General features: G+C 71.7%; 26 protein-coding genes. 14 read left to right on the top strand and 12 right to left on the bottom strand.

Going from position 1 to position 24,177, the window contains the following annotated elements; genetic code table 11:
* Positions 1–280 precede the first annotated feature (280 nt).
* Positions 281–1,126 carry a tetratricopeptide repeat protein gene (locus OG329_RS13050; RefSeq protein ID WP_405795052.1) on the bottom strand — a complete coding sequence of 282 codons (846 nt, stop codon included), beginning with the start codon at positions 1,124–1,126 and terminating at the stop codon, positions 281–283.
* A 16-nt stretch (positions 1,127–1,142) separates the two neighbouring features.
* On the bottom strand, positions 1,143–2,153 hold the full coding sequence (locus OG329_RS13045) for a GNAT family N-acetyltransferase (protein WP_405795050.1): 1,011 nt from the start codon (positions 2,151–2,153) through the stop codon (positions 1,143–1,145).
* A 139-nt stretch (positions 2,154–2,292) separates the two neighbouring features.
* On the opposite strand from OG329_RS13045, the gene fdxA reads away from it, so the two are divergent.
* Both fdxA and OG329_RS13035 read left to right on the top strand, forming a co-directional pair.
* Positions 2,293–2,619 (top strand): ferredoxin, encoded by a 327-nt coding sequence (gene fdxA / locus OG329_RS13040; protein ID WP_189111520.1) that lies wholly within the window; start codon positions 2,293–2,295, stop codon positions 2,617–2,619.
* Positions 2,620–2,732: 113 nt separating this feature from the next.
* Complete coding sequence (locus OG329_RS13035) at positions 2,733–3,827, top strand: bifunctional succinyldiaminopimelate transaminase/glutamate-prephenate aminotransferase (RefSeq protein ID WP_405795048.1); 1,095 nt, start codon at positions 2,733–2,735, stop codon at positions 3,825–3,827.
* 107 nt (positions 3,828–3,934) lie between these two features.
* On the opposite strand, the gene OG329_RS13030 is transcribed toward OG329_RS13035, so the two are convergent.
* Positions 3,935–4,369, bottom strand: a complete 435-nt coding sequence (locus OG329_RS13030; RefSeq protein WP_405795046.1) for an ATP-binding protein — start codon at positions 4,367–4,369, stop codon at positions 3,935–3,937.
* A 290-nt stretch (positions 4,370–4,659) separates the two neighbouring features.
* A complete protein-coding gene (locus OG329_RS13025) occupies positions 4,660–5,640 on the bottom strand; it encodes a hypothetical protein (protein WP_405795044.1) in 981 nt (326 codons plus the stop codon).
* Positions 5,641–5,734: 94 nt separating this feature from the next.
* Between OG329_RS13025 and dapE the strand changes: the two genes are divergently transcribed.
* Positions 5,735–6,826 carry a succinyl-diaminopimelate desuccinylase gene (gene dapE, locus OG329_RS13020; RefSeq protein ID WP_405795042.1) on the top strand — a complete coding sequence of 364 codons (1,092 nt, stop codon included), beginning with the start codon at positions 5,735–5,737 and terminating at the stop codon, positions 6,824–6,826.
* 190 nt (positions 6,827–7,016) lie between these two features.
* Positions 7,017–7,766: a TIGR00730 family Rossman fold protein gene (locus OG329_RS13015; protein ID WP_405795040.1), complete on the top strand. Its 750-nt coding sequence runs from the start codon at positions 7,017–7,019 to the stop codon at positions 7,764–7,766.
* 22 nt (positions 7,767–7,788) lie between these two features.
* Here the strand turns inward: OG329_RS13015 and folP are convergent, their stop codons facing one another.
* Positions 7,789–8,661, bottom strand: a complete 873-nt coding sequence (folP, locus tag OG329_RS13010; RefSeq protein ID WP_405795038.1) for a dihydropteroate synthase — start codon at positions 8,659–8,661, stop codon at positions 7,789–7,791.
* Between the two features lie 110 nt (positions 8,662–8,771).
* On the opposite strand from folP, the gene OG329_RS13005 reads away from it, so the two are divergent.
* Complete coding sequence (locus OG329_RS13005) at positions 8,772–9,125, top strand: DivIVA domain-containing protein (protein WP_405795036.1); 354 nt, start codon at positions 8,772–8,774, stop codon at positions 9,123–9,125.
* Positions 9,122–9,718 (top strand): DNA-3-methyladenine glycosylase I, encoded by a 597-nt coding sequence (locus tag OG329_RS13000; RefSeq protein WP_405795034.1) that lies wholly within the window; start codon positions 9,122–9,124, stop codon positions 9,716–9,718. The genes OG329_RS13005 and OG329_RS13000 overlap by 4 nt, the downstream gene beginning before the upstream one ends.
* Before the next feature lie 15 nt (positions 9,719–9,733).
* On the opposite strand, the gene OG329_RS12995 is transcribed toward OG329_RS13000, so the two are convergent.
* Positions 9,734–10,534 carry an enoyl-CoA hydratase/isomerase family protein gene (locus OG329_RS12995; protein ID WP_405795032.1) on the bottom strand — a complete coding sequence of 267 codons (801 nt, stop codon included), beginning with the start codon at positions 10,532–10,534 and terminating at the stop codon, positions 9,734–9,736.
* 325 nt (positions 10,535–10,859) lie between these two features.
* Between OG329_RS12995 and OG329_RS12990 the strand changes: the two genes are divergently transcribed.
* Complete coding sequence (locus tag OG329_RS12990) at positions 10,860–11,027, top strand: DUF3117 domain-containing protein (protein ID WP_003966491.1); 168 nt, start codon at positions 10,860–10,862, stop codon at positions 11,025–11,027.
* 165 nt (positions 11,028–11,192) lie between these two features.
* On the opposite strand, the gene OG329_RS12985 is transcribed toward OG329_RS12990, so the two are convergent.
* Positions 11,193–11,858, bottom strand: a complete 666-nt coding sequence (locus tag OG329_RS12985; RefSeq protein ID WP_405795030.1) for an O-methyltransferase — start codon at positions 11,856–11,858, stop codon at positions 11,193–11,195.
* A 142-nt stretch (positions 11,859–12,000) separates the two neighbouring features.
* Here OG329_RS12985 and sigE point away from each other — a divergent pair, with 142 nt between their 5' ends.
* The 5 genes from sigE (at position 12,001) to OG329_RS12960 (ending at position 17,074) form a co-directional block, all read left to right on the top strand.
* Positions 12,001–12,759, top strand: coding sequence for an RNA polymerase sigma factor SigE (gene sigE / locus OG329_RS12980; RefSeq protein WP_187280064.1), 759 nt, complete (start codon positions 12,001–12,003; stop codon positions 12,757–12,759).
* Positions 12,756–13,643 (top strand): anti-sigma factor family protein, encoded by an 888-nt coding sequence (locus OG329_RS12975; protein WP_405795028.1) that lies wholly within the window; start codon positions 12,756–12,758, stop codon positions 13,641–13,643. Before sigE ends, OG329_RS12975 begins: the two co-directional genes overlap by 4 nt.
* Positions 13,644–13,745: 102 nt before the next feature.
* Positions 13,746–15,650 carry a trypsin-like peptidase domain-containing protein gene (locus OG329_RS12970; RefSeq protein WP_405795026.1) on the top strand — a complete coding sequence of 635 codons (1,905 nt, stop codon included), beginning with the start codon at positions 13,746–13,748 and terminating at the stop codon, positions 15,648–15,650.
* A 126-nt stretch (positions 15,651–15,776) separates the two neighbouring features.
* Entirely contained in the window at positions 15,777–16,277 is a 501-nt protein-coding gene (locus tag OG329_RS12965; protein WP_405795024.1) for a sec-independent translocase, read from the top strand.
* A 116-nt stretch (positions 16,278–16,393) separates the two neighbouring features.
* Positions 16,394–17,074 carry a hypothetical protein gene (locus OG329_RS12960; protein WP_405795022.1) on the top strand — a complete coding sequence of 227 codons (681 nt, stop codon included), beginning with the start codon at positions 16,394–16,396 and terminating at the stop codon, positions 17,072–17,074.
* A 74-nt stretch (positions 17,075–17,148) separates the two neighbouring features.
* Here OG329_RS12960 and OG329_RS12955 read toward each other — a convergent pair whose 3' ends face one another.
* From OG329_RS12955 to OG329_RS12945, 3 genes are read right to left on the bottom strand one after another with little or no spacing between them, the layout of a single operon-like run.
* Positions 17,149–18,309, bottom strand: a complete 1,161-nt coding sequence (locus OG329_RS12955; RefSeq protein ID WP_405795020.1) for an Mrp/NBP35 family ATP-binding protein — start codon at positions 18,307–18,309, stop codon at positions 17,149–17,151.
* 42 nt (positions 18,310–18,351) lie between these two features.
* Positions 18,352–18,909: a DUF1003 domain-containing protein gene (locus OG329_RS12950; RefSeq protein WP_405801805.1), complete on the bottom strand. Its 558-nt coding sequence runs from the start codon at positions 18,907–18,909 to the stop codon at positions 18,352–18,354.
* Between the two features lie 34 nt (positions 18,910–18,943).
* Positions 18,944–20,218, bottom strand: coding sequence for a magnesium transporter MgtE N-terminal domain-containing protein (locus OG329_RS12945; RefSeq protein ID WP_405801804.1), 1,275 nt, complete (start codon positions 20,216–20,218; stop codon positions 18,944–18,946).
* A 328-nt stretch (positions 20,219–20,546) separates the two neighbouring features.
* Here OG329_RS12945 and OG329_RS12940 point away from each other — a divergent pair, with 328 nt between their 5' ends.
* Positions 20,547–21,263, top strand: a complete 717-nt coding sequence (locus tag OG329_RS12940; protein WP_405795018.1) for a hypothetical protein — start codon at positions 20,547–20,549, stop codon at positions 21,261–21,263.
* 48 nt (positions 21,264–21,311) lie between these two features.
* Here OG329_RS12940 and OG329_RS12935 read toward each other — a convergent pair whose 3' ends face one another.
* Together OG329_RS12935 and OG329_RS12930 are read right to left on the bottom strand one after the other, a co-directional pair.
* Positions 21,312–21,839 (bottom strand): hypothetical protein, encoded by a 528-nt coding sequence (locus OG329_RS12935; RefSeq protein WP_405795016.1) that lies wholly within the window; start codon positions 21,837–21,839, stop codon positions 21,312–21,314.
* Between the two features lie 52 nt (positions 21,840–21,891).
* Complete coding sequence (locus tag OG329_RS12930; RefSeq protein WP_405795014.1) at positions 21,892–23,007, bottom strand: magnesium and cobalt transport protein CorA; 1,116 nt, start codon at positions 23,005–23,007, stop codon at positions 21,892–21,894.
* 479 nt (positions 23,008–23,486) lie between these two features.
* Here OG329_RS12930 and OG329_RS12925 point away from each other — a divergent pair, with 479 nt between their 5' ends.
* The gene (locus OG329_RS12925; protein WP_405795012.1) at positions 23,487–24,116 is read left to right on the top strand and encodes a suppressor of fused domain protein; all 630 of its coding nucleotides are present in this window, start codon (positions 23,487–23,489) and stop codon (positions 24,114–24,116) included.
* Positions 24,117–24,177: the final 61 nt, after the last annotated feature.

The following is a 24,177-nucleotide window of genomic DNA, read 5'->3' as shown; positions in this document are numbered from 1 at the left end:
CGCCGGACGGGCTGTGAGGGCCGCCTGTCCGGCGCGCGATGCCCGCACGCGCGGGCTCGCCGTGGTGTCGGGGCCATCCGTGCGGCCGGTCCGTCCGTAACGCCGGTCCTGCGCCTTGAGATCGCACCCACCGACAGGCCATCAGGCGCCGCCCGCCCCGCCTTGCGAGCGGACGGCGCCGTGGGCCGGACCCGGCCCGCGTCTGTCCTGCGACGCCGCAGGGCGAACCGACCACCGGGTGGACCCGGTGACGCACCCTGTAACGCGCCCGGCCCGCCCGTCAGTTCAGCATCGCGCGGGCCGCCCGCGCCTTGTGGCGGATCATGTCCGCCGTCGACGGCTCCACCGCCGCCACCACTTCCGCGTACTCCTCCATCTCCGCGGCCCCCGCCAGGAAATCCCCGCGCCGGACCAGCAGTTGGGCGCGTTCGTAGCGCAGCCGGGCCGGGTGGGACGGGAGCAGGAGGCTCAGTTCGACCGCCCACAGGGCGACATCGCCGCGTTCCGGGCGCGTCGACGCCCACGCGCGGATGTTGTTCAGGACGCGTACGACGACGTGCAGCGGTTCGGCCGCGGTCAGCATCGACGGCTCCAGCGGGGCGCCTGTCGCCCCCGTGACCAGCGTCTCGGTGTCCTGCCGCGTCAGGATCCGGCCGCCCGCGTACGGGTCGACCAGGACCTGCTGGTCGGGTTCCCCGGGCACGCCGAGGCCGACGACGAAGTGGCCGGGCAGGGCCACCCCGTACACGGGCGCTCCCGCGCGGCGCGCGACCTCGGTCCACAGCACGGAGAGCAGGATCGGCAGCCCGCGCCTGCGCCGCAGGACCTCGTGCAGCAGGGAGGCCTCCAGCCGCTGGTACTCGCCCGGGGAGCCCCGGAACCCGAGGCGTGTGCCCAGCAGGTCCGCCAGCGCCGTGGCCCAGGCACGCGGGCCGGTGAGCCCGAAGGGCAGCATCCCGGCCAGCCGGTCGAGTTCGATCTGCGCCGCGTCGAGCCCGGCGTCGTCCAGCGCGGAGTCCGCCTCCGTACCGATGAGGAGGCAGAGCAGCGCGACGTCGGGCCGCTCCGCGCGGGCCTCGGCGGCGAACAGGCTGCGCCGGTCCGGCGATGACGGTCGAGGTTCCATGTCCGTCCGTGGCTCCTCACGCGGCTCGGAAGTGGTGGTACCGGTGATGCGTGGCGAAGCCCATGCCGTCGTACAGCGCGCGGGCCGCGTCGTTGTCCGACTCGACCTGGAGCCACGCGGCGGACGCGCCCTCGTCCAGCGCGCGGCGGGCGAGCGCGCGCATCACCGAGCCCGCCAGCCCCTGCCGCCGCCGCGCGGGAGCGACCTCGACGGCCATGAAGCCCGCCCAGCGCCCGTCCACGACGCACCGGCCGATCGCCGCCGGTACGCCGTCGTCGCCGGCCACCGAGGCGAACCAGACACAGGGCCCGGCGCTCAGTACGCGCAGCACATGCGGACCGGGCTCCCCGGAGCGCTGGTAGCGGCGCAGCCACGCCTCGTCGCAGGCGCGGTCCAGTCGCACCGGGGCGGCGGACGCCGGGCCGTTCCCCGGCGGCCCGTCCGCCAGCGGCGCGAGCGCGCCGACGCGCACCTCGGCCGTCACCTCCCGCCGCCAGCCCCGCGCCTCCAGTTCGGCGCAGAGCTGTTCCTGCGTCCCCTCGGCGCCCGTGGCCGTCTGGATGTACGCCGGCAGCCCCCGAAGGTCGTACCAGCGCCGTACGCGCGCCAGCGCCCCGTCCAGGGGCATTCCCGGATCACCCAGCGGCAGCGCCGAGTTGGCGCGCCGGGTGAATCCGCCGGACGCCCGCAGCTCCCACTCGCCCAGTGCCTCCCGCTCCACGGGCTGCCACGCCCGCGCCGTCACCCGGGCCAGCTCCCGGAACGAGGCGGCCGGCCCCCGTCGCCTGGCGGGCGCGGCCGGCACGGCCTTGCCCGCGACGAGCGAGGACTCCGGGATCCGGACGGTCTCACCGGTGCGGCGTGTGATCAGGACCACGCCGTTGTCCCAGGATGTGAGAACACCGACCGTGTCGGTGAACTTCTCCGCGCCGTCGCCGGCGCCGGTCAGACGGCGGACCGACACGCGTTTGCCCACGTCAGCGCGGGTGATACGGACCTCCAGCCGTCCGCCGGTTGTGAATTCCACAGCTCTGTGCGCCCCTCCTGTGCGGATCGTGCCCAGGAACGGAGATACTAGGTGCGGGCATCGACGACGCCGCGCTCCCGCGCGCCCGTGGACGGAGCCGCAGATGGCCCGCCGCGCCCTATCGAGGAGGAACGACAGCGTGACCTACGTCATCGCGCAGCCTTGTGTGGATCTCAAGGACAAGGCGTGCATCGAAGAGTGCCCGGTCGACTGTATCTACGAGGGCTCCCGGTCCTTGTACATCCATCCGGACGAATGCGTCGACTGTGGCGCCTGTGAGCCGGTCTGCCCGGTCGAGGCGATCTTCTACGAGGACGACACCCCGGAGGAGTGGAAGGACTACTACAAGGCGAACGTGGAGTTCTTCGACGAACTCGGTTCCCCCGGTGGCGCCTCCAAGCTCGGTCTCATCGAGCGCGATCACCCCTTCATCGCCGCGCTGCCGCCGCAGCCTCAGAACGACTGACGGGCCAGGTCGGACAGGGCCTGGGCCCCGGTCCCGTACGGCACACCGCCGTACGGGACCGAGGTGTTTCCCCTCGTCCTCGAAAAGTGAGCAGTGTCGAGAAAGTGAGCACCGTGTCCGCAGTCTCTTCGCGCCTCCCGGTCTTCCCCTGGGACAAGCTGGAGCCCTACAAGGCGACAGCGGCGGCCCATCCGGACGGCATCGTGGACCTGTCCGTCGGGACCCCGGTCGATCCGGTCCCCGAGCTGATCCAGCGGGCCCTTGTCGCCGCCGCGAACTCCCCCGGCTATCCCACGGTGTGGGGAACGGCCGAGTTGCGCGACGCGCTGACGGGCTGGGTCGAACGAAGGCTCGGCGCGCGCGGCGTCGCGCACACCAACGTCCTTCCGGTGGTCGGCTCCAAGGAGTTGGTGGCCTGGCTGCCGACCCAGCTCGGCCTCGGCGCCGGTGACCGGGTCGCGTATCCGCGGCTCGCCTACCCGACGTACGAGGTGGGCGCCCGGCTGTGCGGCGCGGAGCCCGTCTCCTACGAAGACCCCACCGAACTCGACCCGGCGGGCCTGCGGCTGCTGTGGCTCAACTCGCCGTCGAACCCGACCGGCCGGGTCCTGGACAAGGCCGAGCTGACCCGGATCGTCGCGTGGGCCCGTGCGCACGGTGTGCTGGTCTTCAGTGACGAGTGCTACCTGGAACTCGGCTGGGAGGCCGAGCCCGTCTCCGTACTCCACCCGGACGTCTGCGGTGGCTCCTACGAGGGCGTCGTGGCCGTCCACTCGCTCTCCAAGCGCTCCAACCTGGCCGGTTACCGCGCGGCCTTCCTCGCGGGCGACGCGGCCGTCCTGGGCGAGCTGCTCCAGATCCGCAAGCACGGCGGCATGATGACGCCGGCGCCGGTGCAGGCGGCGACCGTCGCGGCGCTGGGCGACGACACGCACGTCACGGAGCAGCGCGCGCGCTACGCGGCCCGCCGCACCGCCCTGCGCGCGGCCCTTCAGGGCCACGGCTTCCGGATCGAGCACAGCGAGGCGAGCCTGTATCTGTGGGCGACGCGCGACGAGCCGTGCTGGCGGACGGTGGAGCACCTGGCGGCGCTGGGGATCCTGGTGGCGCCGGGGGACTTCTACGGCCCCGCGGGCGACAGCTTCGTACGGGTGGCGCTCACGGCCACCGACGAGCGCGTGGAGGCCGCGGTCAAGCGGCTCGGCTGAGACCTGAGCCGTCGGCCGGCGCGGGACGGCCGACGACGCGAAGGGGCCCGGGGAGTACGTACTCCCCGGGCCCCTTCGCCTGTGCGTACCGACAGGACCGGCTCGGATCAGAGGGGCAGGTTGCCGACCGGGAGCTGGCCGGTGGGCAGGCCGCCGAGCGACTGGGTGGGCAGGCCGTTCTCGGTGACGGACGTCGCCGCGTCGCCGAGGGTCTGACCGGCACTGCCGGCGACCTGACCGGCCGCCCGCTGGGCGACGGGGGTCGCCTTCTTGGCGACAGCGCCGAGGGTCTTGCCGGCCGCCGGGACGGACGAGGCGATCGCCTCGCTGCCGGCCTCGCCGGCCAGGCCGGTCGCCTTCTGGGCGCCGCTGTCGAGCGTGCTGCCGAGGGCGGCGCCGTCGAGCTGGGAAACGGCACCGAGGTCGGCGGCCTGCGGGAGCGCCGCTGCGTTGGCGGAGCCGGCCGCACCGACCACGGGGGCTGCGCCCGCCGCGACAAGCAGCGCGGCGCGGGCGATCCGACGGGTCAGGGGGAGGGACATGGTGCTCCTTCGACGGAAGAGGGAATTGTCGTGCTCCGGTGAGCGGACGCAGTGACAACCCCTCGAAGGGCACTGGAGGTTGCGGTGTGCAAGAGTAAAGAATTGGTAATGCGTCGCATTATCGGCCACGGATAAAAACGGTCAAAGGATCCTCGGTACGGAAACCTGGCGAACCGTCACTTCGCTTTTGTGGCAAGGGATTTGGTGCCAGGAAAGGACGCCGCACGGTGAGATCACCCCATGCCGACCGGATATGCCGCGGGTACCCCGTCCGGGCGAAGTCCGCCGTACTACTGCGCGATACGCATTCGAACGTCGTTCGCGGCGGATTTCTCCGGACCCGATTGGCCCTCGGTCTTCCGCCAGCCCTCTTCGGACTTCGCCGCGCTCCACACCCGGTTTCCGACCGAGACCTCCGCGATCCGCAGATCGGCTGAGTGCGCCACCGCCCAGTGGGCGAGTTCCCAGCCGCGCGCCGAGTCCGACGCGCCGACCGGCACCGCGACCTCGGCAGGGCCCTTCGCGTCGGCCTGTCCGCCCCCGTCGGCCTGTCCACCCGTCTGGCCGCCCGCCTCGCCGCCTTCCGCGGCCGGGTCGGCGCCGGCGGTGCCCGGCAGCACCTCGGGCCCGAAGGCGCGCGCCAGGGCCGTCCGTACCTTCGCCGGATCGCCCGGTTCGCCGTCGCTCGCGCCCGTGCAGGTGAGCGTCGCGGCGGCCCGCCCGGTGAGCGCGGCGGACAGCAGCGTCGCGTCCGGCTCGTGCTTCGCGTACGCCTGCGGGAAACCGCTGCGCTGGACACGCTGCGCCGCCTCCGTAAGAGGCAGCCGCGAGTAGCCGGGGACCTCGGCGAGCCCCGCGTAGAACTTCCCCGCCGAGTACACCGGATCGAGGATCTGCTCCACCGTGCCCCAGCCCTTCGACGGGCGCTGCTGGAAGAGGCCGACCGAGTCCCGGTCACCGTGGTCGATGTTGCGCAGCGCCGACTCCTGGAGAGCGGTCGCCAGAGCGATCGTGACCGCGCGCTCGGGCATCCCGCGTGTGGTGCCGACTGCGGAGATCGTGGCGGCGTTCGCGGCCTGCTCCGGGCTCATCTCGTACGAGGGCACGTCGCCGCCCGACGCGTCGGCGGCCCGCGCCGTGCAGCGCGGCGGGCCGCTGTCGCCGGACACGTACCGCACCGCGACATAGCCGGCCACCGCGAGGAGCACGGTGAGCGCGGCCGTGAAACGCAGGAGTCGGCCGCGACGGGAAGGGGAGACGGTCTCGGACACGCGCCCACCGTACCGGCCCCGAAGGCCGCGCAGGGCCCGTCCGCCAGGCCCCTGCCGTACCCGCGGGACACGGGCCACGTCGTAGGGTCTGGCCATGCCCGAAACGAAGCCTGGAACCGTGCTGGACCTCACGCTGGACGCCCCGGAGCTGACCGCCCGGCTCGTCGACATCCCGTCCGTCAGCGGCGACGAGAAGCCCCTCGCCGACGCCGTCGAGGAGGCGCTGCGCGCCCTGCCGCATCTCACCGTCGAGCGGTACGGCAACAACGTCGTGGCGCGCACCGACCTCGGACGGGCCGAGCGGATCATCCTGGCCGGCCACATCGACACCGTCCCCATCGCGGACAACGTGCCCTCCAGGCTCGACGGGAACGGCATCCTGTGGGGCTGCGGCACCACCGACATGAAGTCGGGTGTCGCCGTCCAACTGCGCATCGCCGCGACCGTCCCCGCGCCCAACCGCGACCTCACCTTCGTCTTCTACGACAACGAGGAGGTCGCCGCCGACCTCAACGGTCTGGGACACGTGGCCGCCGCCCGCCCCGACCTGCTGAAGGCCGATTTCGCCGTCCTGCTCGAGCCCTCCGACGCGCAGGTCGAGGGCGGCTGCCAGGGGACGCTGCGGATCCACCTCCGTACGGAGGGCGAGCGCGCGCACTCGGCGCGGAGCTGGATGGGGTCCAACGCCATCCACGCCGCCGCGCCGATCCTGGCCCGCCTCGCCGCGTACGAGCCGCGCCGCCCGGTGATCGACGGGCTGGAGTACCGGGAGGGCCTGAACGCCGTGGCGATCGAGGGGGGCGTGGCGAACAACGTCATCCCCGACGTGTGCACCGTGGTGGTCAACTACCGCTACGCGCCCGACCGCGGCGAGGAGGAGGCGCTGGCCCACGTGCGCGCCGTGTTCGCCGACTGCGGGATCCGGGAGTTCGTCGTGGACGATCACTCGGGCGCGGCCCTGCCCGGCCTCTCGCACCCCGCCGCCGCCGCTTTCATGGCGGCCGTGGGCGGCACCGCGCAGCCCAAGTTCGGCTGGACGGACGTCTCGCGTTTCGGCGCCCTCGGGGTGCCCGCGGTCAACTACGGCCCGGGGGACGCGCTGCTCGCCCACAAGCGCGACGAGCACGTGGCCGTCGAGCGGATCACGCACTGCGAGAACCGGCTGCGGGAGTGGCTGACCTCGTAACCAGGCGTGGGCGGGGCGGTCGGGCACGAGGCCGATACGCGGTCGCTGCGCCACCGGCGTGCGCTCCCCGCGCGCCCCGCACACGGTCGGTACGGCGGGGGCGTCGGACCGACCGCCGGAATTTCGCCGTTTGTCACCTCCATGGATCTACGCTGGCCGAGAACTGGCACAGCAGCGGAGGGAGCAGTCCATGGGCAGTCCTGAGGAAGCACGGAAGCCGGACACGCAGCGTCTCGGGCCGGTGCTGCGTCGCCGGGACCAGGTGCAGCCCGGCACCACCGACCAGCGGCTGCTGGACACCGCGGGCGACTCCGAGTGGGTGCACACCGACCCCTGGCGGGTCATGCGCATCCAGTCCGAGTTCGTGGAGGGCTTCGGCGCGCTCGCCGAACTGCCCAGCGCCATCAGCGTCTTCGGCTCGGCCCGTACGCCGGTCGACTCGCCGGACTACGAGTCGGGCATCCGGATCGGCCGGGCACTGGTCGAGGCCGGTTTCGCGGTGATCACCGGCGGCGGCCCCGGCGCGATGGAGGCGGCGAACAGGGGCGCGCGGGAGGCGAAGGGCATCTCCGTAGGACTCGGCATCGAGCTGCCCTTCGAGCAGGGGCTCAACCCCCATGTCGACATCGGCGTGAACTTCCGTTACTTCTTTGTCCGAAAGACGATGTTTGTCAAATACGCCCAGGGTTTCGTCGTGCTGCCCGGCGGTCTCGGCACGCTGGACGAACTGTTCGAAGCGCTCACACTCGTGCAGACGCGCAAGGTGACGCGCTTCCCGATCGTCCTGTTCGGCACGGCGTACTGGAACGGGCTCATCGACTGGCTGCGCGGCACGGTCGTGGCGCAGGGCAAGGCGTCCGAGAAGGACCTGCTGCTGTTCCATGTCACCGACGACGTCGAGGAAGCGGTGGCGCTGGTGACCAAGGAGACCGGCAAGTAGCGGTATCCGTACGGTCGTCGGGTCAGGCGAGTCCCCGGCGGGCCACCGCCGGGGGCCGGTGGCCCGCGAGGGACGCCACCATGTCCAGCACCTGCTTCGTCTCGGCCACCTCGTGCACCCGGTAGATCCGCGCGCCGAGCCAGGCCGAGACGGCGGTCGTCGCGAGCGTGCCGATCAGCCGCTCCTTCACCGGCTTGTCGAGGGTCTCGCCCACGAAGTCCTTGTTGGACAGCGACACCAGCACCGGCCAGCCGGTCTCGGCCATCTCGCCCAGCCTGCGGGTCGCCTCCAGCGAGTGCCGGGTGTTCTTCCCGAAGTCGTGCCCCGGATCGATCATGATCGCGTCCCGCCGGACGCCCAGCTCCACCGCCCGCTCGGCCAGCCCGAGCGTCACTCGGAGAATGTCCGCGACCACGTCGTCGTACGCGATCCGGTGCGGCCGGGTCCGGGGCTCGGCCCCGCCCGCGTGCGTGCAGACCAGCCCCGCGCCGTACCGGGCCGCGACCTCCGCCAGCGCCGGATCCACCCCGCCCCAGGCGTCGTTGAGCACATCGGCGCCCGCCGCGCAGACGGCCTCACCGACCTCGTGCCGCCAGGTGTCGACGCTGATCACCACGTCCGGGTACCGCCTGCGGACCTCGGCGACGAAACCGACCGTGCGGCGCGCCTCCTCCTGGGCCGTCACCTCGTCGCCGGGCCCCGCCTTCACCCCGCCGATGTCGATGATGGCGGCGCCCTCGGACACCGCCCGCTCCACCCGGTCGAGCGCGGGCCGGTCGCGGAAGGTCGCGCCCCGGTCGTAGAACGAGTCCGGCGTCCGGTTGACGATGGCCATGATCACCGGCTCGTACGCGTCGAACTCCCGCCGTCCCAGCCGCAGAGTGCCGCTGCTCATCCCCTGGTCACCGCCCGTTCCAGCCGCCCGTTGCCTCGCGACAGACCCTAACTGTCACTCCCGCATGGCACGATCGGCACCGGACGTTTTCCTGCCCCGGGGAGAAGCACGTGTTCTTGTTCTTGCTCATCGCGATGGTCGTGGTGGTCACGGCCGTCACCCTCGCGGTGGTCGGCGGTGGCGACCGCGAGGTGCTGCCCGAGTCCGCGCCCGAACACCTCGTGGACCCGCTGCCCACGACACGCCCGGTGGGCCGGGCCGACATAGAGGCCCTGCGGCTGCCGGTCGCCCCCCGCGGCTACCGGATGGCGGACGTGGACGAGGTGCTGGCCAGGCTCGGCGCCGAGCTGGCCGAGCGCGACTCGCGGATCGCCGAGCTGGAGTCCGCCCTGGCCGGCGCCCAGGCGACGGCGGTCGGCCGGCCCGACCTCTTCAAGAACCCGGGCGAGGAGGATCCGCGGTGACCGACGGGGGAGTGGTGGCGGGACCGGACGGCGAGCCGCGCTGTCCCTGGGGCCTGTCGACCGAGGACTACGTGACGTACCACGACGAGGAGTGGGGCCGCCCCGTCCACGGCGACGACGCGCTGTTCGAGCGGCTGTGTCTGGAGGCGTTCCAGTCCGGCCTCTCCTGGATCACGATCCTGCGCCGCCGCGAGGGCTTCCGCCGGGCCTTCGCGGGATTCCGCATCCCTGCGGTCGCCGCCTTCACCGACGCGGACGCCGCCCGGCTGCTGACCGACGAGGGCATCATCCGCAACCGCGCCAAGATCGACGCCACGCTCGCCAACGCGCGCGAGCTGGCCGACTGGCCCGCCGGCGAGCTGGACACCGTCATCTGGTCGTACGCCCCCGACCCGGCGACGCGCCCGGTGCCGAAGACGATCGGGGACGTCCCGGCGGTGACCGACGAATCGACCGCGCTGGCCAAGGCGCTCAAGAAGCGCGGCATCCGATTCGTCGGCCCCACGACGGCGTACGCCCTGATGCAGGCGTGCGGCCTGGTGGACGACCATCTGGCGGGGTGCGTGGTCCGCGGACAGCTCGCCGGGTCCTGAGGCCCGGCGAGGCCGTCAGCGGCCCACGTAGCGGGGCTGCTCCTTGGCGAGGAAAGCCTGGACCGCGATGCCGTGGTCCTGCGACGCGCCCGCCCGGTTCTGGAGTTCGCCCTCCTTCTCCAGCGACTCGGCCAGCGAGTGGCCCGCCCCGTACGCCAGGGACTCCTTCAGCGCCGCGTACGCCAGCGTGGGGCCCTGCGCGAGGGTCCGGGCGACCGTCACCGCCTCGGTCGCGAGATCGGCCGCGGGGACCAGCTTGTTGACGATCCCCAGCTCCTCCGCCCGCCGCGCCGTGATCGACCGCGGGAACATCAGCAGATCGGCCGCCCTGCTCTGCCCGATCAGCCGGGGCAGCGTCCACGACACGCCGGAGTCGGCCGTCAGTGCCACGCCCGCGAACGAGGTGTTGAAGGAGGCCGTGTCGGCGACGACGCGGTAGTCGCAGGCGAGCGCGAAGCCCAGGCCCGCCCCCGCCGCGACCCCGTTGACCCCGGCGACGACCGGCTTCGGCATCTCGGTCAGCGCCCGCACGATGGGGTTGTAGTGCTCCCGCACGGTGGTCATGGTCCCGCCGCTGCCGTCGGCCGCGTCGGCCGCCAGCAGCGAGACATGCTCCTTCAAGTCCTGCCCCACGCAGAAGGCGCGCCCGGTGGCGGTGAGGAGCACGGCCCGTACGGCCAAGTCGCCGGCGGCGGTGAGAAGCGCGTCGCGCAGGGCGACCTTGGCCGCGATGTTCAGCGCGTTCATGGCTTCGGGCCGGTTGATCGTGACGGTCGCGAGCCCGTCGCTCACCTCGTACAGCACCGTGTCGGCCATGATCGGATCTCCTCTGCGATGGTGACTGCCTGTCCCGCTGTCCTGTCGGGGCCCAGCATGGCGGAGATCACCGCAGGTCGGCATGTGACCTGCGTCAAACATTCCACGGCCGCGGAGCCGTGAACAGCCGCGAAGTATCGCAGGCGGATCGCCGAATTGAGTCGTTTTGAGAGAGCGCGTTGCGCAAGCGATGCCGTCCGATGTTGGTCATCGGGTCCCGCCATGCGGGATAATGGCCTGGAAGCAATGTGTTCGATGCCGGTGACACAGCGCCTGTCATGGGGCCGCCGGCTGCGATGAGCTGGTTTCAGGAAGGGGAACGAGCATGGCGGCCATGAAGCCGCGGACGGGCGACGGCCCGCTCGAGGTGACCAAGGAGGGGCGGGGCATCGTCATGCGCGTTCCGCTCGAAGGCGGCGGTCGGCTGGTCGTCGAGCTGACCCCCGACGAGGCGGATGCGCTGGGTGACGCCCTGAAGAAGGTCGTCGGCTGACGCGGACAGAACGCGCACTCTCGTGCTGCCCCGCCGCGGACACCTCCGTGTCGGGGCAGCTTTATGCCGTTCTCCGTTCTCCGTTCTCCGTTCGCCACGGAGCGCGTCGTCGGCGAGGCCACCCGCCGGACCCGGTGGGTGAGCCTTTCCCCTGGCGGCGTGCCCCTAGCGGCGTACCGCGCAGAGCAGCCCGTCGCCCACCGGCAGCAGTGACGGCAGCAGCTCGTCGTGCATCTCCCGGACCGTGCGCAGCAGCTCGCGCAGCCGCAGCACCTCGTGGGGCTGGGACGCCGAGTCGACCGTACGGCCGTCGGCGAAGACGCCCTCGAAGCACACGAGCCCACCCGGCCGCAGCAGGCGCAACGATTCAGCGAGATAGTCCAGGCACTCCAGCCGGTCACCGTCGCAGAAGACGAGGTCGTACCCGCCGTCGGCGAGCCGGGGAAGTACGTCGAGGGCCCGGCCGGGGATGAAGCGCGCGCGGTTGTTCGTGAAGCCGGCCGCGCGGAACGCCTCACGGGCGAACTGCTGCCGCTCGGGCTCCGTGTCGACCGTGGTCAGAACACCGTCGGGCCGCATCCCGTTCAGGAGATAGATCCCGGAGACCCCGGTACCCGTACCGATCTCCGCGACCGCCTTCGCGTCCGCCGTGGCGGCAAGCAGACGAAGCGCTGCGCCCGTGCCCGGTGACACCGAGCGGAGCCCCATGTCCCGGGCCCTGTCGCGGGCCCAGCGCAGTGCCTCGTCCTCGGCGACAAAAGCGTCGGCGAACGCCCAGCTTGTCTGCCGGTTGGCGGTAATGACCCTCTCCTGTCCCCGTAGTTGGCGCACCGGTGACTGTATCCGCTGGACGCGGGAACCCGCTGATGGGACCGGGCGTTATCAAGGGGTGGGGGAACACATGGATGAAGACCTGGGACCAGGCGCAAATTCAGGCAAAGATTCTTATCCGGAGCTAACGGGCGAGGTGGCTATGGTAGGTGCTCCGCTGGACACCACCAGAGTCGATAGGGGAGGTGCGGCTGCGCCTGCGGATCGGGGAGGAGCGTTCAAGCGCTTTCTCAGGTCGGCCGGTGAGCCGAAATCCGTGACCAACTTCGCTGACCGTTCTCGCTCGACCGACTCCGCAGTTACGGCGACCTTCGCATCGGATGCGGAATCGCAGGCGTGGACGCCTCCTAGCTGGGAGGAGATCGTCAGCACGCACAGCGCCCGCGTGTACCGCCTGGCCTACCGTCTCACGGGCAACCAGCACGACGCCGAGGATCTGACCCAAGAAGTCTTCGTCCGGGTCTTCAGGTCCCTGTCGACGTACACCCCCGGCACGTTCGAGGGCTGGCTGCACCGCATCACCACCAATCTGTTCCTGGACATGGTCCGCCGCAAGCAGCGGATCCGCTTCGACGCGCTCGGTGACGACGCGGCGGAGCGCCTGCCCAGCCGTGAGCCCTCACCGCAGCAGGTCTTCCACGACACCCACTTCGACGCGGATGTGCAGCAGGCGCTGGACACCCTCGCTCCCGAATTCCGGGCCGCGGTCGTCCTGTGCGACATCGAAGGACTGTCGTACGAGGAAATCGCCGCCACCCTGGGCGTGAAGCTCGGCACGGTGCGCAGCCGGATCCACCGAGGCCGTTCACACCTGCGCAAGGCCCTCCAGCACCGTTCTCCCGAGGCTCGGGCCGAGCAGCGCACGTTCGCGAGCGTGGCCGGGGAGGGCGGACTCGCGTGAGTGGCACAGGACCGACCCCCGCGGAGCAGCACCTGGGGGACCGGCTCGCCGCCCTGGTGGACGGGGAGCTCGGTCACGACGCCCGGGAGCGTGTGCTGGCGCACCTCGCGACCTGCGCCAAGTGCAAGGCGGAGGCCGACGCCCAGCGCCGGTTGAAGAACGCGTTCGCGCAGTCGGCACCGCCGCCGCTGTCCGAAGGGTTTCTCGCCCGGCTCCAGGGTCTGCCCGGCAGATCGTCCGACGACGACGAGGACGAGGCCCCCGGCCCGTTCGACGGATCGGCGTTCGGCGGCGGTGTCTTCGGCCCACGCAGCGACGCGTTCGGCCACCACCCGACCGGTGCCCCCACATCCCCCCTGCGCGGCCGCTCAGGCTCCGGCGCGGGTTTCAGAATCCACGAGGTGGGGCGCGTCGAGGCCGAGCGCTCCCCGTGGCGCGGCCGGCGGTTCGCCTTCGCCGCCGCGAGCGCGGTGTCGTTCGCCGCGATGGCGCTGAGCGCGCTGCCCATGGGCGCCACGGCCGACACGGCCGCGCGCGGACCCGGCGGCAACAGCATCACGCCGCTGACCAGGGCCACCACCACACCCAGCGGGGGCACCCGAGGCAGACAGGGCGGCGAGCGGGGTGAGCGGGGCGCCATCCTCCCGCAGTCCGTCGACAGCGCGCCCGTGCTCGTCCCCGGCCCGACGCCCTCGCCGTTCACTGCCCATCCGTTCCAGTCGGCGGTTCTCAACCACTTCCCCGCGGCGCCCTTGATACGGCCTACGGGCGCGGCGTTCCAACTCGCCGCCAGCCCCGGACTGACCACCCCCACGGCCACGCCCGACCCCACTCATCTCTCCGCGCCCACACAGTCCGGCGTGCCGCTTTCGCGGCGTCGGTGACGGGGTCCCGGACGGGGTCCCTGCGCGGACATTCGTAAACCTGGTTGAATCCCTGCACGGGTGCCCTTCTCGGGGCACGGACGAGTCAGGTGCGGGGAGAGCATGGACGACGGGAAGCCCACCGGACCCAAGGCCAAGTGGTGGAGCCGCCCGGCGTCGGGACGCGCGATACCGCGAGAGCCCGACGTACCGGAGCGCCGGAACACCGAGGAGACGACGGAACTGTCGCCGGTCACCGATGAAGTCCCCCCGAATCCCGACCGCGCGCCGGTCCCCGAACCGGCCGACGCGCAACCGGCCGACAGCGTCCCCGAGCGGGCGTCCGAGCCGGGTCCGGATCCGGCCCCGGATCCCGAGGACCATCTGCTCGCCCCGCCCGAGCGCGCCCCCTCCGCGGTGAGTGCCGCGACACAGACGCAGGGCCGGCCGCAGCCGCTCCACGAGCCCGACCCGTACAGCACACCGCCCTACGGCGGCCCCGGCCCCTGGGCGCCCGCACCGCAGGTGCAGCGACCGGTGCCCACCCCGGCGCAGGGCACGCCCATTCCGCCGCAGCACTACGCCGGGCCGACCGGCCCGGCCGCCCCCGGCGGGCCGCAGCAGCACGCCCAGCCGCAGCCCCCGCAGACGTCCGGATACGGCGTGCCGGCGCGGGCGGCCCAGCAGCCGATGCCGCAGCCCATGCCCGCGCCCGCGCCCCACCCCCAGCCCCACCCGCAGGCGCATCCCCAGCCGCACCCGCAGCCTCTCGCGCACCCGCAGGGGCAGACGCAGCAACTCCCCCCGCCCCAGGGCCCGCACCCGCACCCGCAGCCGACCCAGTGGCTCCAGTACGACCCCTGGAGCGCCCCCGGGCCGCAGCAGACCCTGTCGTACCCCGACGCGGGCCGGTCCCGGAAGAAGCGCCGGGGCATCGGCCTCGTGGGCGCCCTGGCCCTCGCGCTCTGCACCGCCGTCGTCGGCGGCGGTGTCGGCGCGTACGTCGAGCGCAACGGCGGCCTCACCAGCGTCGAGCTGCCCCAGGCGGGCACCGACGGCGGAGACCGGCCGGCCGACAGCGTCGCCGGGATCGCCTCCAGCGCCCTGCCCAGCGTCGTCACCCTCCATGTCAGCGGAGGCGGCGAGCAGGGCACCGGCACCGGCTTTGTCCTGGACCGCACGGGCCACATCCTGACGAACAACCATGTCGTCGACCCGGCCGGCGACTCCGGCGACATCTCGATCACCTTCAGCGGCGGCGAGACGGCCAAGGCGAAGGTCGTCGGCAAGGACAGCGGCTACGACCTGGCCGTGGTGAAGGTCACCGGAGTCTCCGGGCTCAAGCCGCTGCCGCTCGGCAACTCCGACAACGTCCAGGTCGGCGACCCGGTCGTGGCGATCGGCGCGCCCTTCGACCTCCAGAACACCGTGACGGCGGGCATCATCAGCGCCAAGGAACGCCCGATCACGGCAGGCGGCGAGAGCGGCGACGGCAGCGACATCAGCTATGTCGACGCCCTCCAGACCGACGCCCCGATCAACCCCGGTAACTCCGGTGGCCCGCTGGTGAATTCGAAGGCACAGGTCATCGGCATCAACAGCGCGATCCGCGGCGCGGACGGCGGCGGCACACCGGACGGCGCCCAGGCCGGCTCCATCGGCCTCGGCTTCGCCATACCGATCAACCAGGGCAAGCGCGTCGCCGAGGAACTGATCAACACGGGCAAGGCGTCGCACCCCGTGATCGGTGTCACGCTCGACATGGAGTACACGGGCGACGGCGCCAAGGTCGGTGCCAAGAGCGCCGACGGCGGACCGGCGGTGGAGGACGGCGGCCCGGCCGCGAAGGCGGGGATCAGGACCGGCGACATCATCACCGAGGTGGACGGCCAGCGGGTGCACAGCGGCGAGGAGCTGATCGTGAAGGTCCGTTCGCACCGTCCGGGTGACGAGTTGGAGCTGACCCTGACCCGCGGAGGTAAAGAGCAGACCATGACTCTGGTCCTCGGCAGCGCGGAGGGTAGGTGAGAGCCGAATGAAGGTACCGTCCGGGCTGGTCCGCCGGGTACCGTGGAGCGGCCCGGGCCTTGACCCACCACAGGCCAGGCCGACAAGGTCCCGCCTGCGGGCACGGAGAACACGAGGAGCAGCAAGGTGTTCAATGACATAGGCGCGCTCGAGCTGGTGACGCTCGTGATCCTCGCCGTGCTCGTCTTCGGCCCGGACAAGCTGCCCAAGGTCATCCAGGACGTGTCCCGTTTCATCCGGAAAGTCCGCGAGTTCTCCGACAACGCGAAGGACGACATCCGTTCCGAGCTGGGCCCGGAGTTCAAGGACTTCGACTTCGAGGACCTCAACCCCAAGAAGTTCGTCCGCAAGCAACTGGCGGAGCACGAGGACGACCTGGGGCTGAAGGAGATCCGCAGCAGCTTCAATCTCAAGAAGGAAATCAACGACGTCGCCGACTCGGTCCACGGCAAGGGCGGTGACACCGCCGGGAGCGACACCGGTGGCGGTGACACCGCCGAGAGCAAGCCCGCGCCGCCGAGCCTGACCAAGAGCCCGTCCGGCACCTCCGGCACCGCTGACCTGCTCAAGAAGCCGGAGACACCCGCGCAGGCCGATCGTCCGCCTTTCGACGCAGACGCCACCTGAGCCCGATCCTGCCCGGCGAGCCGGTAACGGGTGGCTATCCTCCATCTGTCCGGTAGTGAGACGTCCGTGAGGGCGGGCCGCTCCGGACCCCGAGATGGAGGAGGCGGTCCGGACAGATGGAGACGACGAACCGGGTAGGGGCCCATGGCGCGGCCGGCACGGCGGAGGGAGTGCCGGGGGCCCGGCGCACGGTCGACGGCTATCTGCGGGCGACCTTCCCCTGGTACGGCCTGGACGACGCGTTCACCGGACCCAGATGGCTGATGCAGGTGGGGACGGCGGCGGACGACACCGTGCAGCACGGCTCCACGGGTCACGGCGACGAGCCGTCGATAAGACCGGACGCGTCAGCCGCGGAGAAGGAGCGTTTCGCGGCGGTCGTGACGGTCGCCGCGAGCCCCGTACGCCGCAGTGGTGACGGCACGGGCGTCCTCGACGCCACGACGGTGTCCTCGGCCGCCTGGCTGGCCGGTTCGGGGCTCCTGGTGTCGACCTGGCCCGCGCAGCTCGACCACTCGCTGCGCGACGACTGGCTGGACCAGCAGACCGAGACGGCCTTCGAGTTGGCCGACGACCTCAACGGCTCCGCCTGGTCGGTGCTGTCGCTTCCCGTGGACGGTGTGCCGACCCCGTTCCACTATCGCGAATCCGAATTCGGCTGGGTGCTCGCCGGCTCGACGGGCCCGACCGCCTCGGCCGAGGCCGGGGTGCACATCGGCGCGTACGGGCGGGGCATGAGCGCGTACGGCCTCGGCTTCTCCGTGATCGAGGACATCCACTCGTACGTGAGCGAGTGACCGAGTGACCGCGTAGCCACGTGTAAGGGGCGCCCACCATGGGTGGGCGCCCCTTACACGTGGCGTGGCCGGTCTCAGAACTTGTTACGCGGCGTCAGCCCCAGCGTCATGCCCGCCAGTCCACGCTGCCGCCCGCCGAGCTTGCCGGCGATCGACCGCAGCGCGGCGCCCGCCGGGGAGTCGGGGTCGGAGAGCACGACCGGCTTGCCGTCGTCGCCGCCCTCCCGGAGCCGTACGTCGATCGGGATCGCGCCGAGCACCGGCACCGAGGCGCCGGTCGTCTTCGTCAGCCCGTCGGCGACGCGCTGGCCGCCGCCGGTCCCGAACACGTCGATGACCTCGTCGCAGTGCGGGCACGGCAGCCCCGACATGTTCTCGACCACGCCGACGATCTTCTGATGGGTCTGTACGGCGATGGAGCCGGCCCGCTCCGCGACCTCGGCGGCGGCCTGCTGCGGGGTGGTGACCACCAGGATCTCGGCGTTCGGCACGAGCTGTGCCACCGAGATCGCGATGTCGCCCGTCCCCGGCGGCAGATCGAGCAGCAGCACGTCCAGATCGCCCCAGAACACATCGGCGAGGAACTGCTGGAGCGCCCGGTGCAGCATCGGTCCGCGCCACACCACCGCCGAGTTGCCCGGGGTGAACATACCGATCGAGATGACCTTCACACCGTGCGCCGACGGCGGCATGATCATGTTCTCGACCTGGGTGGGCCTGCCGTCCGCGCCCAGCATGCGCGGCACGCTGTGCCCGTAGATGTCCGCGTCGACGACACCCACCTTCAGACCGTCGGCCGCCATCGCGGCCGCCAGGTTGACCGTCACCGACGACTTGCCGACGCCGCCCTTGCCCGAGGCGACCGCGTACACCCGGGTCAGCGAGCCGGGCTTGGCGAAGGGCACCTCGCGCTCGGCCGTACCGCCGCGCAGCGACGTGGCCAGCTCCTTGCGCTGCTCGTCGCTCATCACGTCGAGCGTGACGTCGACGCGGGTGACGCCCGCGACCGAGGCGACGGCCTCCGTGACGTTCGTGGTGATCGTCTCGCGCATCGGGCAGCCGGACACCGTGAGATAGATCGTGACAGCCACCGCGCCGTCCGACCCGATGTCGACCGATTTGACCATGCCGAGGTCGGTGATCGGCCGGTGGATCTCGGGGTCGTTCACCGTCGCCAGTGCTGCGCGCACCGCGTCCTGCGCGGGGGCGGCGGTTCCGTGCGTGTCGGTAGCCATAGGGAGATGGTACGGCGCCGCGCGCATGCCCCGGAAAGCGCGTCAGTGCTCGGGACGGTCGGGTTCGTCACGTCCGCGCGACGGGTCCGCGGGCGGCAGGACACGCTGTTCGGCGAGGTCCCGCATCAGGTCCTGCAGCTCCGAGCGGATCCAGTCACGGGTGGCGACCTCGCCGAGCCCCATCCGCAGCGAGGCGATCTCGCGGGTCAGATACTCGGTGTCGGCGATGGAGCGCTCGTTCTGCTTGCGCTCCCCCTCCTGGGTGACCCGGTCCCGGTCGTCCTGGCGGTTCTGCGCCAGCAGGATCAGCGGAGCCGCGTACGACGCCTGGAGGGACAGCGCGAGGGTCAGGAAGATGAACGGGTACTCGTCGAAACGCACTCCGGGGGGCGCGAAGATGTTCCACAGCACCCACACGATGATGGTCAGCGTCATCCAGACGATGAAGCGTCCCGTCCCGAGGAAGCGCGCGATCCGCTCCGAGAGCCGGGCGAACGCCTCGGGGTCGTAGTCCGGCAGGAGCCTGCGCCTGGGCGTACGCGGCTGGTCCAGCCGTCCGTGCGGCCCACGCGCCACGGCGCTCGCTCCCGTGGCCGCCAGGCTCCGTTCCCTCGCCGTGTCCCTCTCCGGCCGCTCAGCGCTCACTCGCGGCCTCCTGAAGGCCGTGGAACCCGGTCTCCCGCCAGTCGTCGGGCAGCAGGTGGTCCAGGACGTCGTCGACGGTCACGGCGCCGAGCAGCGACCCGCTCTCGTCCACGACCGGCGCGGCCACCATGTTGTACGCGGCGAGATAGCCGGTGATCTGGGGCAGCGGCGTATCGGGCGCCAGGGGCGGCAGGTCGCTCTCCACGATCGAGCCGACGAGCGTGAACGGCGGGTCGCGCAGCAGCCGTTGGAAGTGCACCGTGCCCAGGTACTTGCCCGTCGGCGTCTCGTCCGGCGCCCGGCACACGTAGACCTGCGCCGCCAGCGCGGGCGACAGATCCCGCCGGCGTACCCGCGCGAGCGCGTCGGCGACCGTCGCGTCCGGCCGCAGCACGATCGGCTCGGTCGTCATCAGACCGCCCGCCGTGCGCTCCTCGTACGCCAGCAGCCGCCGCACGTCGGCGGCGTCGCCGGGCCGCATCAGCGCCAGCAGCCGCTCCTTGTCCTCCTCGGGCAGCTCGGACAGCAGGTCGGCCGCGTCGTCCGGGTCCATCGCCTCCAGGACGTCGGCGGCCCGGTCGTCGTTGAGCTTGCCCAGGATCTCCACCTGGTCGTCGTCGGGCAGCTCCTCCAGGACGTCGGCCAGCCGGTCGTCGTCCAGGGCGGCGGCCACCTCGGCGCGTCGCTTCGGCGTCAGATGGTGCATCACATTGGCCAGGTCGGCGGGGCGCAGCCGCTCGAACGTGGCGACCAGGGACTCCGCGCCCTGGCTGTCCTCCTCCAGCGTGAAGCCGGTGACGGCGGACCAGTCGACGGTCAGCGTCTCGCCGCGCCGCCGCAGCGCGCCGCCCTTGCCGCGCCGGACGAAGACCTTCCCGATCTCCCACTCGCGGCGCGCGGGCAACTGCTCGACGGCGACATCGAGGACCGTCGCCTCCTCGCCGCTCTCCACGAGCTGTACGCGGCGGTCCAGCAGCTCGCCCAGCACCAGCCGTTCGGTGGGGCGCTGCTCGAAGCGCCGCATGTTGACCACGCCCGTCGTGATCACCTGGCCGGACGCGACGCCCGTGATCCGTGTCATGGGCAGGAAGATCCGCCGCCGGCTGAGCACTTCCACGACCATCCCGAGCAGCCGGGGCGGCCGGCCGCCGACGCGCAGCATCGCGACGAGATCGCGTACCCGCCCGACCTGGTCACCGTTGGGGTCGAAGACCGGCACCCCGGCGAGATGCGAGACGAAGACACGGGAGGCGCCCGACGCCATCATGTGCTCCTCCTCGTCCGCGGCCGGCTCTGTCCCGCCCTGCGTCCTGCCCTGGTTGTGGGCTTGCCGTGACTGTCCCCGACTGTCCCTCTATCGACCGTGACAACGGGTTCAGGCTAGCCCGTACCGCTCCGTCCCGCCCTGGTGGATCCGTCCGTACGGTACGGGCGATCCGCCGCCGGGGCTCGTTGTCGAGGGGGGTGCCCGGCACGGGTACGCTGCGGTCTGCCGTTCCCCGTCACGCATGAGAGGCAGTGCGTTCGTGACCCTTCTTCGGTCCTCCGCCCGACTTTGCCGGGCCGCGGTTCCGCTGGCACTCAGCGTCGGGATGACCCTCGCGCTCACGGCGTGCGGCGGCGACGAGGATCCGGACGCCGGCACGAACGGCGTCGGCAAACTGACGGCCGCCGGGATCGAGAAGAAGGCGAAGTCGGCGGCCGAGAGCGCGGACGCGGTACGGCTGTCGGGCACGGTCGTCACCGACGGGCAGACGTACAAGCTCAACATGTCGCTCAAGGAGGCCGGCGGGACCGGATCGGTCAGCTCCGAGAGCGGCGGCACGTTCGAGCTGCTGCGCGTCGAGGACGAGCTGTTCCTGAAGGCGGGCACCGACTTCTGGACCCACGCGGACGGCAAGGGCGGCGAAGGCGGGGCGAGCGCCGAGCCCAGCGAGGCCGACGCGGAGGCCGCGAAGAAGCTCGACGACAAGTTCGTGAAGGTCCCCGAGGACGATCCGTCGTACAAGCAATTTCGGGGCTTCACCGACAAGAGCCTGCTGCTCGACGGGTTGCTGGGGCTGCACGGCAAGCTCGGCAAGGGTGACCGGACCGAGATCGGCGGCGTACGCACCATCGAGGTCAACGGCAGCGAAGGCGCGGGCGGTTCCCTGAACGTGTCGCTGGAAGGTACGCCGTATCCGCTGCGACTGGCGCGCGCGGGTGACGCGGGGACGCTGGCGCTCAGCGACTGGGGCAAGGACTTCCCGCTGAAGGCGCCCTCGAAGGGTGAGACGGTCGACTACGGCAGCACGCTGCCGAGCACCTGACCGGTTCTGAGTATCCGACCGGATGACCGGACCGGGGCGCGCCGCTCGTCAGCCCTGCTTCTTCCTCCGCTTGAACAGCAGCCGCGGCACCGCCGCCGGGGCGCTCTGACGCGTCGTCGCCGACGTCGGCAGCGGCGCCGCCGCCTGCGAGTCCCGCGGCATGTCGGTGATCGCGTCGCGTGGCTCCAGTCGCAGCACCCGCGACTCGCGCGCCCAGCGCTCCGTCATCGCGTCGAAGTCCGGCGCGTTCAGCCGTTTGCCCTTCAGCTCGGCGACCGCCGCCTCCCACTCCTGCGTACGAGGAGTGAGTTCCGTGACGGACGCGGTCCAGGCCACCAGCCGCCCGCCCTTGTCCTTGCTCCGTACGGTCACCTCGGCGGTGGCGCCGTCGACCAGCCCCGGCAGGGGCTGCTCACCGCTGCCGTCCCCGACGATCAGCGCGGCGCCGTCGAGCCAGACATGCCACAGGGCACGGGCGGGACCGCCCGCCCGTACCCAGATGAGGCCGGACTTCTTGGTGGCCTCCTCGACAAGCGCCGTGCCGAGGAGCGGGGAGCCGGGGGCGGTTTCTGTCATGCCCGCAGCCTAAGCCGTGTCCGACCGCCGTTCGGCGGCCTCAGGACACGACCTAGAGCCACCCGTTGCGCTTCAGCGTCCGGTGGATGGTGAGACAGACGACCGCGATGCCGCACAGCACCATCGGGTAGCCGTACTTCCACGCGAGTTCCGGCATGTGGTCGAAGTTCATGCCGTAGACGCCGCAGACAGCCGTCGGTACGGCGATGATCGCCGCCCACGACGTGATCTTGCGCATGTCCTCGTTCTGCGCGACCGTCGCCTGCGCCAGATTGGCCTGGAGGATCGAGTTCAGCAGCTCGTCGAAGCCGACGACCTCCTCGTGCACCCTGGCCAGATGGTCCGCGACATCCCGGAAGTACTTCTGTACGTCGGGTTCGACCAACCGCATCGGACGCTCGCTCAGCAACTGCATCGGGCGCAGCAGCGGCGCCACGGCGCGCTTGAACTCCAGTACCTCGCGCTTGAGTTGGTAGATCCGCCCCGCGTCCGAACCGCGCGGGCTGCCCTTCGCGGGCGCCGAGAACACATCGATCTCGACCTCGTCGATGTCGTCCTGCACGGCGGCGGCCACCGCGATGTAGCCGTCCACCACATGGTCGGCGATGGCGTGCAGGACGGACGACGGCCCTTTGGCGAGCAGTTCGCTGTCCTCCTCCAGCCGGTGCCGCAGCGCCCGCAGCGAACCCTTGCCGCCGTGCCGCACGGTGATGACGAAGTCCCGGCCGGTGAAGCACATGACCTCGCCGGTCTCCACGACCTCGCTGGTCGCGGTGAGTTCGGCGTGCTCGACGTAGTGGATGGTCTTGAAGACGGCGAACAGGGTGTCGTCGTACCGCTCCAGCTTGGGCCGCTGGTGGGCGTGTACGGCGTCCTCGACGGCGAGCGGGTGCAGCCCGAACTCGGCCGCGATACCGGCGAATTCGGCCTCGGTCGGCTCATGGAGGCCGATCCAGGCGAAGCCGCCGCCCTTGCGCACCTCCAGCATCGCCTCGTGCGGGGTGAGGCACGGCTCGTCCTTCACCCGGCGGCCGTCGCGGTAGACGGCGCAGTCGACCACGGCGCTGGAGGCCGAGGGGTCACGGGTGGAGTCGTACGTGCTGTAGGCGGTGTTGCTCTTGCGCAGGGACGGACGGACCGCCGCACGCAGGTCACGGATCATCGACATGGCTGGCTCCTCACGGAGAGGCCGTCGGCGGGGCGTGGCGCAGCCCGGAACGGGGACGTGACGCGCGTACGTGCAGACGGGCCATCGAATCCGGATGGCATGCCATGACGTGACACGACGCGGCGCGTATACGTCCGCAAAGCGGGCGGCACCGCGAGGACGCGGTGACGGCGTTCGCTACAGACAGGCAAAAACAGTGCTGGTGCAGTGCTCTTCCGTCGTGCGACGAGCCGCGGGCCTGTACGGGGCAGGGCCTCAGTAAGAGGCGGTACAGCGCGAGGAAGAGCGGCTGGTACTGGCCGGGTGACTTCGATCCACCGCAGCCCCACCTCCTCCGGCCGGTCCCCCGTGGGGGATGACGTGTGTCGGGACCGGAGAGCGACGCTGACGCGCGCTGTCCCGACCGGCGGCCCAGACTAGCAGCCGATCAGGGCCAATTTCGTCTCCTGCCCGTTAAGACGGCGTTCTATGCTCGCCCGATGGCAGAAGTTCTCTCTCTGGTCGAGGCACGGTTGCGTACGGCGCTCGGCGAACCCGATTCGCGCGCCGCGATGACGTTCGTGGGTACGGACCGTGTCGAGGTGCTGCGCTTCCTCGACACGGGGGACCGGGACGACTGGGGGGAGTCCCCGGGGTCCGGCGGCGGCGCCGTCGTGCGGTACGCCACGCTGGGAATGTCCGCGCGGCCGATGGCCGATCCCACGGTCGTCGTCCCCGACCCGGACCGGGGGCCGCGCGCCGAGCTGGTCCTGTCGGTACGCGCCGGGCTCGCCGACACCGACAAGGTGCTCCACCCTCTCGCCGTACTGGCCGCGTCGCCCCAGGTCGAGGGGCTGGTCGTGTCCCCGGGGGCGTCCCTGGAGATCGGTGAACCCCTGTGGCCGGGCGCGCCGTTCAGCTCCGTGCTCGTCGCGGAGTCCGGCGGGCTGGTGGCCGATCTGGAACTGGCCGAGCCACTGGAGCCCGTACGGTTTCTGCCGCTGCTCCCGATGACGGCCAACGAGGCCGCGTGGAAGCGGGTCAAGGGCGCGCAGGCGCTCCAGGAGCGGTGGCTGACGCACGGGACGGACCTGCGCGACCCGCTGCGCGGCTCGGTCCCGCTCGACTGACGGCCGACTGCCGGCCGACCGAGGGCCGACCGAGGGCCGGCGTACCCGCGTACCCGCGTAC

The sequence above is a fragment of the Streptomyces sp. NBC_01506 genome, from assembly GCF_045040295.1.
Lineage (GTDB): Bacteria > Actinomycetota > Actinomycetes > Streptomycetales > Streptomycetaceae > Streptomyces.
The sequence above is the reverse complement of the archived record's forward strand: the minus strand, read 5'-3'. Positions and strand labels throughout refer to the sequence as shown.

What these genes read in the sequence shown, in the direction of transcription:
- OG329_RS12955 (WP_405795020.1), bottom strand. Translation starts at nt 18,309, where the DNA reads ATGGCTACCGACACGCACGGAACCGCCGCCCCCGCGCAGGACGCGGTG.
- OG329_RS12970 (WP_405795026.1), top strand. Translation starts at nt 13,746, where the DNA reads ATGGACGACGGGAAGCCCACCGGACCCAAGGCCAAGTGGTGGAGCCGC.
- OG329_RS12930 (WP_405795014.1), bottom strand. Translation starts at nt 23,007, where the DNA reads ATGTCGATGATCCGTGACCTGCGTGCGGCGGTCCGTCCGTCCCTGCGC.
- folP (WP_405795038.1), bottom strand. Translation starts at nt 8,661, where the DNA reads ATGAGCAGCGGCACTCTGCGGCTGGGACGGCGGGAGTTCGACGCGTAC.
- OG329_RS13015 (WP_405795040.1), top strand. Translation starts at nt 7,017, where the DNA reads ATGGGCAGTCCTGAGGAAGCACGGAAGCCGGACACGCAGCGTCTCGGG.
- OG329_RS12960 (WP_405795022.1), top strand. Translation starts at nt 16,394, where the DNA reads ATGGAGACGACGAACCGGGTAGGGGCCCATGGCGCGGCCGGCACGGCG.
- OG329_RS13050 (WP_405795052.1), bottom strand. Translation starts at nt 1,126, where the DNA reads ATGGAACCTCGACCGTCATCGCCGGACCGGCGCAGCCTGTTCGCCGCC.
- dapE (WP_405795042.1), top strand. Translation starts at nt 5,735, where the DNA reads ATGCCCGAAACGAAGCCTGGAACCGTGCTGGACCTCACGCTGGACGCC.
- OG329_RS12995 (WP_405795032.1), bottom strand. Translation starts at nt 10,534, where the DNA reads ATGGCCGACACGGTGCTGTACGAGGTGAGCGACGGGCTCGCGACCGTC.
- OG329_RS12940 (WP_405795018.1), top strand. Translation starts at nt 20,547, where the DNA reads ATGACCCTCGCGCTCACGGCGTGCGGCGGCGACGAGGATCCGGACGCC.
- sigE (WP_187280064.1), top strand. Translation starts at nt 12,001, where the DNA reads ATGGTAGGTGCTCCGCTGGACACCACCAGAGTCGATAGGGGAGGTGCG.
- OG329_RS12945 (WP_405801804.1), bottom strand. Translation starts at nt 20,218, where the DNA reads ATGGCGTCGGGCGCCTCCCGTGTCTTCGTCTCGCATCTCGCCGGGGTG.
- OG329_RS12925 (WP_405795012.1), top strand. Translation starts at nt 23,487, where the DNA reads ATGGCAGAAGTTCTCTCTCTGGTCGAGGCACGGTTGCGTACGGCGCTC.
- OG329_RS12990 (WP_003966491.1), top strand. Translation starts at nt 10,860, where the DNA reads ATGGCGGCCATGAAGCCGCGGACGGGCGACGGCCCGCTCGAGGTGACC.
- OG329_RS12935 (WP_405795016.1), bottom strand. Translation starts at nt 21,839, where the DNA reads ATGACAGAAACCGCCCCCGGCTCCCCGCTCCTCGGCACGGCGCTTGTC.
- OG329_RS13030 (WP_405795046.1), bottom strand. Translation starts at nt 4,369, where the DNA reads ATGTCCCTCCCCCTGACCCGTCGGATCGCCCGCGCCGCGCTGCTTGTC.